Origin of the sequence: Vallitalea okinawensis, from assembly GCF_002964605.1 — a bacterium.
In the GTDB taxonomy this organism is placed as follows: Bacteria; Bacillota; Clostridia; order Lachnospirales; family PQDH01; genus Vallitalea_A; species Vallitalea_A okinawensis.
The window spans coordinates 1-16749 of the sequence record NZ_PQDH01000006.1; the positions used below are offsets into that span (position 1 = coordinate 1).

Annotated in this window: 13 protein-coding genes and 1 other annotated feature; of the genes, 3 read left to right on the forward strand and 10 right to left on the reverse strand. The window is 33.6% G+C overall.

The window, feature by feature from the left end:
* Positions 1–165 precede the first annotated feature (165 nt).
* From C1Y58_RS16010 to C1Y58_RS16045, 8 genes are all read right to left on the reverse strand, one after another.
* On the reverse strand, positions 166–1410 hold the full coding sequence (locus tag C1Y58_RS16010; protein ID WP_105617100.1) for an efflux RND transporter periplasmic adaptor subunit: 1245 nt from the start codon (positions 1408–1410) through the stop codon (positions 166–168).
* Complete coding sequence (locus tag C1Y58_RS16015; RefSeq protein WP_105617101.1) at positions 1407–4739, reverse strand: efflux RND transporter permease subunit; 3333 nt, start codon at positions 4737–4739, stop codon at positions 1407–1409. The genes C1Y58_RS16010 and C1Y58_RS16015 overlap by 4 nt, the downstream gene beginning before the upstream one ends.
* 304 nt (positions 4740–5043) lie before the next feature.
* Positions 5044–6009 (reverse strand): permease prefix domain 1-containing protein, encoded by a 966-nt coding sequence (locus C1Y58_RS16020; protein ID WP_105617102.1) that lies wholly within the window; start codon positions 6007–6009, stop codon positions 5044–5046.
* Positions 5993–6340: a PadR family transcriptional regulator gene (locus C1Y58_RS16025; protein ID WP_105617103.1), complete on the reverse strand. Its 348-nt coding sequence runs from the start codon at positions 6338–6340 to the stop codon at positions 5993–5995. Before C1Y58_RS16025 ends, C1Y58_RS16020 begins: the two co-directional genes overlap by 17 nt.
* A gap of 395 nt (positions 6341–6735) precedes the next feature.
* Complete coding sequence (proS, locus tag C1Y58_RS16030) at positions 6736–8172, reverse strand: proline--tRNA ligase (RefSeq protein ID WP_105617104.1); 1437 nt, start codon at positions 8170–8172, stop codon at positions 6736–6738.
* Positions 8173–8258: 86 nt separating this feature from the next.
* Positions 8259–8472: a binding site (T-box leader), on the reverse strand.
* Positions 8473–8532: 60 nt separating this feature from the next.
* Entirely contained in the window at positions 8533–9315 is a 783-nt protein-coding gene (locus C1Y58_RS16035; protein ID WP_242985412.1) for a metal ABC transporter permease, read from the reverse strand.
* Positions 9316–9356: 41 nt separating this feature from the next.
* Positions 9357–9992 carry a metal ABC transporter ATP-binding protein gene (locus tag C1Y58_RS16040; RefSeq protein ID WP_105617106.1) on the reverse strand — a complete coding sequence of 212 codons (636 nt, stop codon included), beginning with the start codon at positions 9990–9992 and terminating at the stop codon, positions 9357–9359.
* Positions 9993–10039: 47 nt separating this feature from the next.
* Positions 10040–11047, reverse strand: coding sequence for a metal ABC transporter solute-binding protein, Zn/Mn family (locus C1Y58_RS16045; RefSeq protein ID WP_105617107.1), 1008 nt, complete (start codon positions 11045–11047; stop codon positions 10040–10042).
* A gap of 266 nt (positions 11048–11313) precedes the next feature.
* Here C1Y58_RS16045 and C1Y58_RS16050 point away from each other — a divergent pair, with 266 nt between their 5' ends.
* From C1Y58_RS16050 to C1Y58_RS16060, 3 genes are all read left to right on the forward strand, one after another.
* Positions 11314–11748 carry a Fur family transcriptional regulator gene (locus C1Y58_RS16050; protein ID WP_157950147.1) on the forward strand — a complete coding sequence of 145 codons (435 nt, stop codon included), beginning with the start codon at positions 11314–11316 and terminating at the stop codon, positions 11746–11748.
* A 162-nt stretch (positions 11749–11910) separates the two neighbouring features.
* Positions 11911–12999, forward strand: coding sequence for an HD-GYP domain-containing protein (locus tag C1Y58_RS16055; RefSeq protein WP_105617109.1), 1089 nt, complete (start codon positions 11911–11913; stop codon positions 12997–12999).
* A 171-nt stretch (positions 13000–13170) separates the two neighbouring features.
* The gene (locus tag C1Y58_RS16060; protein WP_157950148.1) at positions 13171–14346 is read left to right on the forward strand and encodes a glycoside hydrolase family 172 protein; all 1176 of its coding nucleotides are present in this window, start codon (positions 13171–13173) and stop codon (positions 14344–14346) included.
* A gap of 58 nt (positions 14347–14404) precedes the next feature.
* Here the strand turns inward: C1Y58_RS16060 and hcp are convergent, their stop codons facing one another.
* The gene (gene hcp, locus C1Y58_RS16065) at positions 14405–16060 is read right to left on the reverse strand and encodes a hydroxylamine reductase (protein ID WP_242985413.1); all 1656 of its coding nucleotides are present in this window, start codon (positions 16058–16060) and stop codon (positions 14405–14407) included.
* A gap of 365 nt (positions 16061–16425) precedes the next feature.
* Positions 16426–16668, reverse strand: a complete 243-nt coding sequence (locus C1Y58_RS16070) for a hypothetical protein (RefSeq protein WP_105617111.1) — start codon at positions 16666–16668, stop codon at positions 16426–16428.
* Between the last annotated feature and the right edge of the window lie 81 nt (positions 16669–16749).

Consider the following 16749-nt stretch of genomic DNA (forward strand, 5'->3'; position numbering starts at 1 on the left):
AAGTGTAGTATACGCATATTTAAGAAAAATATGGGTAATTTATAAATATGGAAGAAAAATCCAACTAACTATACATAACCAGATTGGATTTTTACACAATTAATGTTACACTCCCTTCTAGCGCATTATCATTCTGCTTATTATTTTTTAACTACTCTACTTTATTTACTCCCCTATAACGATTGGTTGACCATCAACAACATAGTCTTGGCCAATCACTATAACCTCGTCTCCGACCTCAAGATCACCACTAATCTCAACCCTATCATCATCTTTAATCCCAAGTTCTACATTTACCTTTTTAGCTTTTTGTTTTTCATGATCAATGATGTAAACATAACTGTTATTGTTTATATCTGTAAGGACTGTTGTTTTATCCACGACATACACATTTTCTTTTGTATTAATCTGTATATACCCTTCAACATACATCCCAGAAGATAAGGTCTTATCTTGATTGTCGATAGTGATTTCCACAGGATAAAATCCTGAGTTTGCTGTCATTGAAATACCTGTAACCTCTCCTTTAACAACCTCATCCATATACTCAAAAACTAATCGTACTTTCTGACCTTCCATGATAGTCGGTTTATACTTTTCCATGATTTTTACTTTTAAGATCATATTAGATGAATCAATGATTGTAACACCCAAATTACCGGTATTCATGACTCCTGTCTGAACTGTTATGTCTGTAACCAAACCACTGATTGGAGCAACTATTGCAATATCATCGCGTCGCTCTGCAAAATCTTTCTGCGCAAATTCATAGTTCTTTAATGCATCATCGTATGAAGCTTTAGCCAAATTATAATTAGATTCAGTTGTTTCATAACTTAAAATGGCCTGTTCATAATTTATTTGAGCTTGTTCATAATTTCTTAAGGTTGCATCCAGCTCAGCCTTTGATACAAACCTGCTTTCAAATAAACTTAATGTATTTTCATAATCTTCTTTTGCTGAATTTAGGCTTAACTCTCTAGATTCAAGATCACCTTTTCTTTGTTTAAGACTTAACTCCTGGTTTACTAAAGTATTCTTAGCATTTGTCACTGAACTTTCTTGCTGCAACATATCTCTGTCATTAGATAATTCTAAATCATTGGCTTCAAGTTGGTATAGTAAGTCGCCTTCAGAAACAACATCGCCAATAGAGACAGCAATTTCCTCCACAATTCCTGTACTAAAAGGTGTTACAAAATATGAATCGTTTGGCTCTAAATAACCAAATGTATACACTTCTTCATTAATGGATTCCTTTGTTAACTTTATTGCTTCGACAGGAATAGTTTCCATTGCCTGTTTCATATCAACTTCTATAATTTCATTGTTCAACTGTCCTTCGCCTACACAAGCTGTTATTATTGCCATCATTAAGGCTAATACCAATATCACTACTATTCTCTTCATATTAAGTCCTCGCTATCTTCATTATCATCATGCTCTATAAAAATACCTAATTTTGATTTAATCCACGTTACCATCGTATCCATAGCTGAATAGACAACTGGAATAACTAAAAGGGTTAAAAAAGTAGATGCAACTAGTCCAAAAATCAATGCAATACCTAGCTGCCCGTATGTTGCATTAAATACTGCCAATGGTAAAACCCCACCAATGGTTGTTATTGATGTTGCAAATACTGGAGTAAATCTGGTTTTTACACCTTCAAGAATCGCTTCGTTTTTCTCTATCCCTTGACCTCTTAGATAGTTCATATAATCTATCAAAACTATGGCATCATTTACAGCAATACCTACTAATGCTACAATTCCCATCATGGCATAAAATCCTAGATTGTTCCCTGTAATGAGCAAACCAAACATAACACCTGTTATTGCCAAAGGTACGCTAAATAGTATAGTCAATGGCTGATGAAGTGAATTAAACTGAATAGAAAGGATTATATAAACTAACATAATTGCGGCTGCCAAGCCAAGCATCATACTATTCATAGTATCTGTCATATCACCAAATCCACCACCTGTCACTTCTTCAACTCCACTAGGCAAGGTAATATGCTCTGTTTTATCATTGAAATCATTTACAACACTGTTTAGGTCATAGGCAGGGTCAACATCTGCAGATATAGTAACTACATTTTGACCATCTTGATGACTTATTGTCCTAATAGCATCAGCCACCTCAATAGCAGCCACGTCATAAAAGTAAAATATCTCTCCTTTTTGACTAGTGAAATAGAGTTTTTCAAAATCTTTTACTGAAGTTATCTGATCTTTGTCAACATAAACCGTCACATCAACCTCTTTATCGTTTTCTGTATAATTAATCGTTTTAATGCCATCAATCCGATTTCTTATTTCTTGTGAAAGTGTCGCAGCATTAAATCCGTAGCTTGCGGCTTTTATCTCATCAATGCTAATTATCAGTTCTTTAGCACCGCTAGTACTTGAAAAGTTCGGATTGACAACACCATCTGTACTTAACAGCTGTTCATAAAAGGCATATCCAACTTGTTCAATTTCATCAGGATCATCACCTTTAAATGATACACTAATATCTTCACTTGCCATACCAGCACTCAAATTAGCATCTACGATAATATCTCCACCTGCTACAGTTGATACATCTTCACGTATCAATGACATTAGCTCAATTCCACTCATCCCGCGATCTTCTTTTAAATCTATTTCTATCTCCGCTTCATTACTTGAACTAAGGGCTGAGTCCCTCATGCTTCCACCTTCTCCAGCACCCATACTGGAGTTAAAGGATTTAATATCATCATATTTAAACAGCTTTTCTTCTATTTTATATACAACTTCTCTTGTATCATCCAACAGAGATCCTTCTGGCGTGGTCACAGATATTGTAATAACATCTGGATCTTCCATTGGAAATAATTCAATGGATACTCTACTGGTCAAAAGAACAGATAAACTCCCAAAAAACAATAAAATACTTAATATAATAACACTTATTTTCCTTTTATTATTATTCATTATTTTTGCTAAAAATCTTTTATATCTTTGTGCTAATGACTTACTTTCTTCTTTCTTATTGTATGTAAACTTAAGCTTCTTAACTAACATTAGTCCACTGACCAACAGGGCAAAAGGAATAGACCATAGCCCAAAATCTCTGAAGGCTATTAAGGTCAATAGTGCCACAAAAATACTTGAACCATATATAGCCATCCATTTGAACTGTTTGGAAACATTCTCCTTATGACCACCTTTATATTTGGATAGGAATCTTGAACTAAGGGCTGGTGTTATTACAATAGAAACCAGGAAAGAGGCAATTATACTGATGACAATCGTCATCGGCAATGATCTAATCATTTCTCCAACAGTACCATTCATAAGCAATAATGGCAGAAAAGCCACAATAGTCGTCATTGATGCAGCCAATATTGCTGGAGCTACTTGATTAGTACCATGACTACTGGCACTTAACCGATCAGTACCTAGATCTCGTAATCTATCAATATTTTCAAGAATAACAATAGCGTTATCCACAAGCAAACCTAACGCAATTATAAAACCTGTTAATGTAAGTGTATTAAATGTCATATTGTTTAAGTCCAGAAGAATGACTGCTATGAATAAGGATAGTGGAATTACCGATGCTACGATCAACGCCTCATTTAAACCAATAAATAAAAATAAGACGACAATAACCACTAAAAACCCTGAAATAGCACTATCAAGTACTGTATTCAATTCATTAGAGACACTCAAACTTTCATCTTGAGTGATAATGACGTTAATATTTTCTGGCAAGAATTTATCACGTTCATTTACCACTAAATTAGTAATATCCTGGGCTGGCTTGACCATATCATAATTATCATCTCTAAACACTTGTAAATAAATAGCCGCTTCTGAATCTTTAACCTCATCTTCGTTATTGATGTAATAATATGAATACTCCGATGGTATCTTAAAACCATCACTAATTACTGCAACATCCTTTAGTAATATGTAACTGTTTTCATCTGCACGTACAACAATATTAGCTATGTCATCAAGGGACGAAACTGATTCATCGATTCGAAGATTGTAGTTTTCACCTTCAAGATCCATATTACTTAAAGGAAGGGATACATTACTACTATTAATACTGTTGGTTATAGCGCTAATAGTTAAATCATATCGAGCTAGCTCCGATTGCTTCACAAGAATTTGAATTTCTCTTGTATAGCCACCACTCAATTCTACATTATTAACACCTGTGACACTTTCAATTTGCTCTTGAATCACTTCACCATAATACTTTAACTCTGTCATACTTACATCGCCTGTTACAGTCAAACGCATGATTGGCATCTCAGAGCTCTTAAGTTCTAAAATCTTTGGAGGCATAGCTCCTTCTGGCAACGATACATCTGATACCTTATCCCTAACATCAGTCATAGCATCATCCATATCTGTGCCTTCATTAAAACTTAACATAATTGTGGAATTACCTGTTCTAGATGTAGATGATATAGTATCCAGATCATCTACATTTTCAAGCACGTTTTCTAAAGGATCTGTCACCAATGACTCAATATCCTTTGCTGAAACACCTTGATAACTAACGCTAATGTTAATCCTATTAGCACTTATTTCTGGCATTGATTCCCTCGGCATTCCTTGATATATCAAGTACCCCATAACAACTAATCCAATAATAATCAAATAGACTACTCTAAACCGCTTAATAAAAATGTCTGAAATTCTACCCAAAAAGTTCTTATCTTGGTTCAGTTCTGAAAGTTCATTATTCTTCACCCGATACTCTCCTTTACATTATCTCACTTTTATTGTATAAATCGATACGTCCATTCTATCCAAGAACTTCTAAAGCTAAATAAACTATTTCTAAAGTTTTTCTAAAATTTTCTAAAGTTTTTCTAAAATTTATTCAGATATACTTTTCTCCTAAAACTATATTTACGTAAATAAAAAACTCCCCTTTTGGGGAGTTAACCATATTGCATGTCTTCATATCAATATATTGCGACCATCTGGGATGCTGGGTATAGGTTTAAAGTATAAGTTAATCCCCCTTTATTTTAAAGGGGGATTATATGTTTTAATCTTTTTCATTTAATGCATTATATGCACCACTGAACATTGCAAATAACAGACCAGTAATGGGGAATACAATCCAATTGATATGCCATTGATGATAGACCATACCACTTATTAAAAAGATAGCAACTGCGAGAGGCCATATAACTGCAGCAACTGCATTAATCACTTTGTTATTCTCTTTGTTTACCCTTGCATATTCATCAATCTTCAATAATTTTTTGTAGCCTGTGTAAATAGATCCAAAGTAAATGAAGATGTAAACAGCTATTGAAACGATTAATAATAAAATAACTACTCCTAAAAGTATTGAATAATTATTAAAGGCTACAGCCATAAAGAGTGCAATTGGTGATAAAATACATAACACAACACCTAATATTGTGGATAAAGTATACGTTGGGTGAAAAGCTTCCATCTTATTTTCAATAGACTTTTTTAGATAAGTTGGTAATTCGAAGTCATCCTCAATATACTTAAATCTTTCCATAGTCGTACCAGAATAAATCATTAATCCAACACCTAATGCAACAAGTACTAATAATGGAACTAGACCTATTATAGCACCAGCATCTCCAGTTAACCCTGTTAATAATCCATCTTCACTTAATTGGATCATTAAGATTAATACCGCTGCTCCAATGATACATAAAAATACGCCTATTCCAATGACTTTACTCATCTTTTTATTTGCTTCAAGATACTTATTAACTTGATCATCAGTGAGCATTGGAAGCTGCTCCTTTTTCTCTTCTAGTTTAATACCAAACTCCTTAACTAGCTCATCGATATTACCGAATTCAGAAATAACGATACCAATGGCTTCATTTTCTGTTTTACCATTTCTTTTTAGCTCATTATATTTATCTTCCATATTAGCTAATAAATCTTCTTTCAAACTGTTCATTTGCTTTGTTTTTGGTAAAGTTGCAAACATATTTTCTAAATAATTAATGATTGTTTCCATTGATCAATTCCTCCCTCACAAATCGATTGATGACTTCCTTCGTCAACTCCCATTCAGTGCATTTTTCTCTATAATAGTCTATGCCTGCTTGGGTTATTCTATAATACTTACGTCGTTTCCCATGGGTTTCTTCCTTAAAAAATGATTCAATATAGCCATTTTTCATCAGACGATTAAAGGCTGAATATAGTGTTGTTTCTTTGATGATATACTTTTCGTCTGAAAGTTCTTTGATGTTCTTTGATATCTCATATCCGTAAGAAGCTTCGTTTAATAATAAATACAGAATAATCGTATCATTATATCCTCGTATGACATCGCTGCTTATCAATTAATTACTCCTTCCTATCATTATTTGCATTATATAAACTAATCATTTTAGTTACATTACTTCACTTATCGTACTACGTTTGTCGTACTTCATCTGTCGTAGTAACTAAAGTATACCATAATTACTACGACAGGTAAAGTATTTTTTTTATTTTTTTAAGTATTATTAAACCACCGTGCATATAATTCTCTACACGGTGGTTCTTTGTAATCAAAAGTATTTTATTCTCATCTGTGGGTTTTAGTGTTCCATTTCCATAAGATATTTCGTAAGTTAAATTAATATCACTTTAAAATGATCACTATAAATTAGTTTCTCACTTTATTTAATTGCAAATATAGATTTATTTCCAACTATATTTAACAAATACACACCTCTTAATACTTATGATTCTTTTAATAAGCCTTACCCCAAATAACCATGTTCTCTGCCTCTTTACCGCAGCATACACATTTATCACTGAGGCGTTCTTGAACAAATGGCATACATCGTGAAGTAGCTCCTGTTTTCTCTTTGATCATGTCTTCACAGGCTTGATCGCCGCACCACATCGCTTTGATGAATCCTGGTGTTTCGTTGATCGTCTTTTCGAATTCTTCCATGCTAGTAGCCATATAGGTGTGTTCATCTCTATGAACACGGGCTTTGTCAAGAAGTTCATGTTGTAATTGATCAAGAAGCTCAGCTACTTTAGTTTCTAATTCATCAAGAGAAACAAATATCTTCTCACGGTTATCTCTTCTCACAAGAACAGCTTGATTCTTTTCAATGTCTTTTGGACCGATTTCTAATCTTACAGGAATACCTTTCATTTCACATTCAGAGAACTTCCATCCTGGACTCTTATCACTATCATCTATGTCAACACGAGCAATTTTACTTAAACGTTCTTTAAGGGCATTTGCTTTGTCAAGAACACCTTCTTTATGTTGAGCTATAGGTATTATTCTTAATTGTGTTGGGGCTATAGCAGGTGGTAATACTAATCCACTATCATCACCATGTACCATTATAATAGCGCCAATAAGGCGTGTTGTAACACCCCATGATGTTTGATGTACATGACTTAACTTATTATCTTTATCTGTGTATTGAATACCGAAGGCTTTAGCAAATCCGTCACCAAAATTATGGGATGTTCCAGATTGTAATGCTTTACCATCATGCATCAAACTTTCAATGGTATAAGTTCTTTCTGCACCTGCAAATTTCTCTTTGTCTGTCTTTTGACCTTTAATCATTGGAATAGCTAGGATGTTTTCACAGAATTCAGCATACAGGTTAAGAATATTTATTGTTTCTTCCTGTGCTTCTTCTGCAGTAGCATGAGCTGTATGTCCTTCTTGCCATAGGAATTCTAATGTTCTAAGAAATGGACGTGTTGTCTTCTCCCATCGTACAACAGAACACCATTGGTTATAAAGCTTAGGTAAATCTCTATATGATTCAATTTCGTTGGCATAATGCTCACAGAATAATGTTTCAGATGTTGGACGTACACATAATCTTTCTGTTAACTTCTCAGATCCACCGTGAGTTACCCATGCCACCTCTGGTGCAAAACCTTCCACGTGGTCTTTCTCCTTTTGTAATAACCCTTCTGGAATGAACATAGGCATATAGACATTTTGGTGTCCTGTAGCTTTTAGACGTTGGTCTAGTTGTTGTTGAAGGAGTTCCCAAATTGCATAACCATAGGGCTTTAGTACCATACACCCTCTTACACTTGAATAATCAACTAATTCTGCTTTCTTAACGACATCTGTATACCATTTTGCAAAATCTTCATCCATTGAAGTGATTGCTTCTACTAACTTCTTGTTTTTTCCCATAATTTTTTTAGCTCCTCTCATTAATATTACTAGGTTTAAATGATCTCACTAGGTTAAAAAAGGTATCAAAAAAACCTCCATCCCCACAAAGGGACCGAGGTATCCGGCGTTACCACCCTAATTGATACGTATTTTTCCATACATATCCTCTTAAGCACCTTTTAACGCAAGGTTAAACGCTGTATTCATCACACAGAACTCTGAGATGGGTTCAATAAACTCTTTATAGAAACCTTACAGCCTTGGGTCTCTTCTCTGTGATAAAAAGTCTTATTTACTACTTCTCTTCAACGTTTCTATTCGTATTTAAAATTATCTTACAATAAGGCATACTAATTGTCAAGATATAGTTGATACTTTCTACTTGACAAAATAATGCAGTATATATAATAGGCTTCCTGTCAAAATAATCGTTGCTCCAGATGGAATTTCAATATAGTAGGATATGTATAATCCTGCTACACAAATAATAATACTAATTAATATAGATAAGAACATTAAATTCCTTAAGTTACGACTATACATCTTTGCGATAGAAGTAGGTATGGTTAATAATGCAATGATCAGCACAATTCCAACAACCTTTACCACTATAATAATTGCAATGGAAATCAATACATACAGGATATACTCAAATGTCTTAACATTAAAGCCCTTCACCTTCAAATATTCCTCATCAAATAAATAGGCTTGCCAATATACAAATAAAGAGGCAATAACGAAGATAATAATAACTGTTAAAAAGGCTGTTATATAGATATCACTGGTGGAGACTGCTAAGATATCTCCAAATAAATAGGAAGTCATATCCGGTGGATATCCCGGTGTCAGAGCTATAAATAAAATACCAAGTGCCATTCCCACGGACCAAAACATGGCAATAAGTGTATCAGCTTTTGTACCGATGACATCTTTTATCTTAACAACACCTAACGCTGATAGGATAGCAAACAGAAGACCACCCATTATAGGCTCTATACCTAATAGAAATCCTAAACCAATTCCCCCGAAAGATGCATGTGCTATACCACCACTCATCATCACTAGTTTTTTCTCAACGATAATCGTTCCGATTATACCACATATGATGCTGGTTAAGATGGCAGCAACAAATGCATTTTGTATAAAAGTATATTGAAACATCATCATTCCCCATTCATCTTAGAAAATTAAATCGTAATTTCCTATTTAATTCTTCTTATACATGTGTCTTTAACTTCATAGATTTTATCTGGATAAGTACGTACTCTTTTTTGATCATGGCTGACGATGAGAACGGTTATATCTTTTGCTATGTTTTTTAATAGAGCAAATATCTCATCTGTTGTTGAATCATCAATACTGGCTGTTGGTTCATCAAGTATCAGTAAATTTGGTTTAGTTACCAATGCTCTTCCGATCAATACTTTTTGCAACTGTCCACCTGATAAAGTATTCAGAGTTCTTTTTCTTAGTTCATAAATATGCAAGTCTTTCATGATACCCTTACAATATTTCTTGTCTTTGTGGGTATATGTATAGAAAAGCTTTAATTCTTTCCTAAGACATCCACTTAATATGACTTGCTCAACACTAATAGGAAAGTCCTTATCAAATTTTGTTAATTGAGGTACATACCCTACATTTAAATTGCCATTAGTGAAAACACTTCCATTAGTAGGTTTTGTTAATCCAGTAATCACCTTGATTAAAGTGGTTTTACCTGAACCATTATCCCCTGTAATAGCTATCATTTCTTTCTCATCTATGGTTAAATCCACATTATCTAGAACACAGTTTTCACCATAAGCTACGCTTACATCATTGACTTGAAGGATCACTTCTTTCAACTCCTATTTTCTTTCCTTTATTATACACCTTTTTTCTTTTAGTTACTATTCTTGGCTATGGTATCAGTAATATTCTTCATATTATTGATATAATCTTCTGATAGGATATCAATTTGCATGACGCTACCACCAATCTCTTTGGCAATGATTTCTGCTTGCTTACTACTAAACTCAGCCTGATAGAAAATCACTTTGATACCTTCTTGCTTAGCATAATCAATAATAGATTCCATTTCTTTAGCCGTTGCTTCTTTTCCTGATACTTCTATTGCAGTCATATTAAGACCATAATCATCTGCAAAATACCCTAGAGAAGGATGATACATGATAAAAGAGGCTCCTGATTTTACATTATTTTGAATATACGTATCTAGCTCTTGCAATTCTTTGATGTAATTATCTGCATTTTCCTTATAAACATCTGCACGACTTGGATCAATTTCACTTAATGAATCTGCTATGCTTTGAACCATTACTTGTACTCGTGCTGGAGATAACCAGATATGTGGATCGCTTCCTGTATGATCATGATCATTTTGGATATCTTCTCCATCAACGTGTTCATCATTGTCATCATGCTCATCTACATCATCGTTATGATCTTCATTCTCATCATGGGTATCTAACTCTTCATCATGTTCATCATGTTCATCATGTTCATCTTCAAAATTTCTAACTGGATAAATTTCTTCTACTTCTTCAAATAAATCTACAATCTTAATATCTTTGTTAAAATCTTTTATTTTAGGTTGGATAAAAGCAACTTCTGCTGGTACTTCAATTGTATAGTAAATAGCTGCTTCACTTAAGCCCTGCATCTGTTTTGCTGTCGGCTGATAATTTGCTGGACTACTTCCAGGAGGAATCATTGTTACTACATCCACATGACCTTCTGATATGGCTTCAACGAATGCTTTTTGTGGAGGTATGGATACTGCCACAGTCATCTGATCATTATATAGTTTTGTTTCTTGACCTTCAGTTGTACAACCTGCTAGCAAAAATATCATTATTAATAAGTTAATACTTATCTTCTTAATACGCATGGTTTCACCTCATTACTTTATGAAATTATCACTTTATTACCTATTGTTACCAAAATGATAGAACATTTAATCAGTAAGTTAATATAAGTTTTGCAACTGAGTTGCATTTTCATGTAATATTATATCAGAATCCTACATAGAGTTCAAGCAAAATTAGGCTGAATTAAAGGGAAATAATATAGAGGTATGTTGGATTTTCAGGTCATATTATGGTATAATTTATATATAAATAAGTAGACAAATTTAAAATTATATGGAGCATGCTAATGGAGTTAGAAAATATATTAAATGAAATGAACCATAAAGGATATAAAACCACTGAGAAAAGAAGAAATATTCTTCAGGTTTTAATTAATCATCAATCTAGTTTTTTAAGTGCAGATACTATTCTATGCCAAGCAAAGAAAATAAACACACATATCAATATGTCCACAGTTTATAGAAATCTTTTATTATTGGAAGAACTCCATTTGGTTCATAAGATTTTATCTGAAGATGGTATTGCTAACTATAAATTGGTACAGGTTCATACTCACCACCATCATATCATTTGTCGGTCTTGCGGCAAGACAGATATTATTGATTATTGTCCAATAAAAGAACTCAATACCTTAGTTGAGGAGAAGCATTTTAAACTGACTGAGCACAAATTAGAACTATATGGTTATTGTGAAAATTGTATAAAGAACAAAAATAATTGAGTAAAACACCATCCAATTAATTTCTATTTTTTACAGTTTACTTAAGATAGTGATATTTTTTTCTTAATTTAGCCAATATACTGCATTTTATGTATTGACACTAAATCGAATTCCATATAATATTATTATAGATAAACAATTTCCGCCTTTAGGAGGGGTTTTATGAATTCAGTTATTTCCTTCCCCGTTAACGCTTTGAAAGCTAATGAACATTTTTTAGCTCAAGATATTTACAACACATCTGGCGTTATGATCGCTCGAAAAGATTCCATGATTACCAAAAAAATCATTGTGAAACTCAATTTACATAACGTTGAAACTGTAATGGTTAAAAAGTTTAGTACTTCTGATATTCCTACAGTTGACCCAGTGGATTTTGAGATAGAATTTGATCCAAAGAACCAGTACGAAAATATTAGAGAGTTCGAAGAAAACTATAACGAAGTTGCTGATCAAATCAAGAATAACTTCAAAGAGATTGAAGAGGGAAAAGAAATTCAACCAGGAGAAATAAAGAAAATTGGAGAAGACATCATAAATCATTTATCACATTCATCCAATATTTTTAGTTATTTATCCTTTATGAAGTCTCAGGATTCAATTACTTTTAACCACTGTTTGAATGTAAGTATAATCAGTCAAATCTTTGGTAAGTTCTTGGATATGGACGATGAAGAGATCGAGTTACTAGCAACATGTGCACTTTTACATGATATTGGTAAGACAAAAATAGAGCCTGAACTTATCTATAAACCAGGACCTTTATCTAATGATGAAGTCAATACGTTGCAAAATCACGTGTTACATAGTTATAAAATGATTGAGAATCATGACTTACCTCAATCTGTTAAATTAGGTGTTTTAATGCATCATGAGCGTGTAGACGGAAGCGGTTACATTATGCATTACAAGGGAGATCAAATACATAAGTTTGCTAAGATTATATCCATCATAGATATTTATGAAGCAATGACTCAGGAGAGACCTTATCGCAAAAAAATAGTTCCTTTAGATGCTCTTCAGTACATTAAGTCTATTTCCGTATCTAAACTTGATTATTCTTTAGCCAATAAATTTATTACCATGACAGCTAATAGTTATAAGGATACAAAAGTTAAGTTAAATACTGGTCATATCGGTGAGATTGTTTTCATTAATCCTAAGGCTGTTAATAAGCCTCTTGTTAAGGTAGATGGAACTATCATTGATTTAACACAAGAAGTTGACGTAAAGATAACTGAAGCTTATTAAAATTAATAATAAAGCATATGACAATGACCTTTTGAAGTTCATTATCATATGCTTTTTTTGTTGGTCATACAGCAATATTGGTTAAATAAAGAACAATTCTTGCTAAATACAAGACTTTCATGATTGTTCTATAATGAGGATATAATAGACTTTGATGAAAGGATGTTAGACATGAATTTAATGGATCTAACTAAAATTAGGAATAGAAAAACGCTACGTTCATCTTCTTACGACCAAGAGGGAAGAAACAAAGATGCTTGGGTACTTAAACCTCATGAAACTGTGGTCTTAGCTGATATAAAAGGCCCCGGAATCATCAAGCATATTTGGATGACACAAGGTCGTGATTATCGTAACTGTCTAATCAAAATTACTTGGGACAATGCTGATCATCCAAGTGTTCTCTGTCCGCTAGGTGATTTTTTTGGATTAGGACATGGTATTGTTAACTCTTATCAGTCTTTACTCTTTACTGCATCAGCCAACCCGGATTGTGAAAATAAATTCGAAAAGGGATGTGCACTTAATTGCTATGTTCCCATGCCTTTCAAAGAACGTGCAGTTATTGAGCTCATTAACGAAAGTGATAAGAGCCATTATCAATATTTTTATATCGATTATGAAATTGTATCAGAAGAAGTAGTGAAAGATTCTGGTTATTTTCATGCAGAGTTTCGTCGTAACTGTCCATTTCCAGGATGGGGTCATGACCTATTGCTCAATTCAAAAAGTGCTAATATCCCCAATAAAGAGAGAGATGCATGGGATAACAACTATGTTATTCTTGAGACAGAGGGTAAAGGTCATTACATTGGTTGTAATATAAGTGTAACTCTTCTCAAAAGCCACTCTTGGTGGGGTGAAGGCGATGATATGATTTGGGTAGATGGATATAAATGGCCACCTGATCTGCATGGTACTGGTGCAGAAGATTATTTAAATCAGGCTTGGGGCATGCAACCAAACGCATTTATGCGTAATGGCTCTAGTATCTTTGTAGCAGATACTAAGCACTATCAAACCAGTTATGTCCATCATCTTGAAAACCCTGTTTACTTCCAAAAAGAGATCAAAGTGACCATTGAAAATGGACATGCCAATCGTTTAGCCAATGAGATCTCAAGTGTAGCTTATTGGTACGCAGAAAAGCCTAGTAAAGCTATAGATGTACCTAATGCTAAACAAAGAGAAGCTATCCCTGAGCTTGGTGGCAGTCTTGTTATTAAGGATAGTCAAGTGTATACCCCTCATCAACTTCGTGTAACAGAAGATATGAGAAATTCATTGAAGCTATGGCCTGAAGAAATAAAAGAATATCAAAAAGGATATGAAAACAATTTATTATAAACAAAAAGACCTAGCTTCGATTCAAAATCGAAATTAGGTCTTTATACTTTTCTTAATCTTAACCGATCATTTTAGCAATATCTTCATCAACACTTGTGATTCCGCCAATACCAAAGTTCTCAACTAATACGTTTGCAACGTTTGGTGATAAGAACGCTGGTAATGTTGGTCCTAAGTGAATATTTTTAACACCTAAGTGAAGTAAAGCTAATAATACGATAACAGCTTTTTGCTCATACCAAGCAATATTATAAGCGATTGGTAAATCATTAATATCTTCTAATTCAAACACTTCTTTAAGTTTTAAGGCGATTACTGCTAATGAGTAGGAGTCGTTACATTGACCTGCATCAAGTACACGAGGAATACCTCCGATATCACCTAAATCTAATTTATTATATCTATATTTTGCACAACCAGCAGTTAATATGATTGTATCCTTTGGTAACTTATCTGCAAATTCTGCATAGTAGTCTCTTGATTTCATACGACCGTCACAACCAGCCATAACAACGAATTTTCTAACTGCACCTGTTTTAACAGCTTCAACTACTTTATCAGCTAATGCAAATACTTGTGCATGAGCAAAACCACCTACGATTTTACCTGTTTCAATTTCAGTTGGCGCTGCACATTTTTTAGCATGCTCAATGATCGCTGAGAAGTCTTTAGTACCACCTTCAACACGATCAGCAATGTGTGTTACACCATCAAAACCAGCTTGACCAGTTGTGTACACGCGATCTTTATAAGAAGCTTTTGGTGGAACTAAGCAGTTTGTAGTAAATAATACTGGTCCGTTGAACTTCTCAAATTCTTCAGTTTGCTTCCACCACGCATTACCATAGTTACCTACAAAATGGTCATATTTTTTGAATGCTGGATAGTAGTGAGCTGGTAACATTTCAGAATGTGTATAAACATCAACACCAGTTCCTTCTGTTTGAGCTAATAATTCTTCAATATCTTTTAAGTCATGACCTGAAATTAAGATACCAGGTTTATCACCAACACCAATATTAACTTCTGAGATCTCTGGATTACCGTATGCTTCTGTATTAGCAGCATCTAATAATGCCATTACGTCTACACCGTATTTACCAGTTTCAAGTGTTAATGCAACTAAATCATCAGCACTTAATGTATCATCTAATGTACCTGCTAAAGCTTTTTCCATATGCTTAAATACATCTTCATTTATTTTACCTAAGTTATATGCATGCTCAGCATAAGCTGCCATACCTTTAACACCATAAATGATTAATTCTCTTAATGATCTTACATCTTCGTTTTCTGTAGCTAGAATGCTTACGCCAACGCTGTCAGCTTTTGCTTTAATCGCTGCATCACTTTCAGAATACCAAACTGCTGCATCTGGTAAGTTTGTAAGATCAACACCTTTTGCACTTAATGCTTCTTCAAGCTCTTTTCTAACTGCTAATGCTGTTTTAACTTTATCAATGATTTTAGCTTCATCAAAGTTGGCATTTGTAATAGTCATGAATAAACCTTCCATTACAACTTTATGGGCTTTATCTAAGTTGATTCCAGCTTCTGCACCTTTAACTGCTAATAAAGACACACCTTTTAAAGTATAGATTAATAAGTCTTGCACTCCTGCAACTTCTGGAGTCTTACCACATACACCTTTGATTGTACACCCAGTACCTTTTGCAGCCTCTTGACATTGAAAACAAAACATGTTATTTGACATATGATCTCTCCTCTCGCTCTCTGGCGCTACCTGCTTATTTCTTTTTAGATAGTTTTGAATAAATGACTTAACCTTTTTCATATCACACTCAGCCTCTACTTTGTTGTCATATTTATTAGAGCTATCTGCTCTTAATATTTATTTTCTTTCTTACTTGTTTCCCTTGATTACATATATAATTGTATAGTATTTAACAAAAAAAATCCGTAACCTAGGTTACGGAATGAGAAATAATGATTATTTGTATACTTCAAAAAAAACCGTAACCTAAGGTTACGGAATAATAAAATATATCTATATGAAAAAACCCTATCTCAGCGGTTTAAGGGGTACATTGGGATTTTAACTGAGATAGGATCTTTTTCTTAATAGTCTTTTCCGGCCGCCATTACATTGTCTGGGTCAAATGCGTGGCAAGGTGTTACACCATATACCATATCACATTTTGGGCATTTCCCTTCGAACTTTTCCATTTCAAAGTCATCACCACAATCAACACAAGTAATATTAAGTGGTACTGGCATGTACTGTGCTGAAAAGCCCATCATTCTAATCTTATCTACAACTTGTTTACCATTATCAAATGATCCTGAACATCCTTCATGCATCTTAAATTCCTCCAGATAATTTATTTTGTTACTGTTACTCATATACTTTATTAATTTTAAAATTACTATTGCTTATATAAT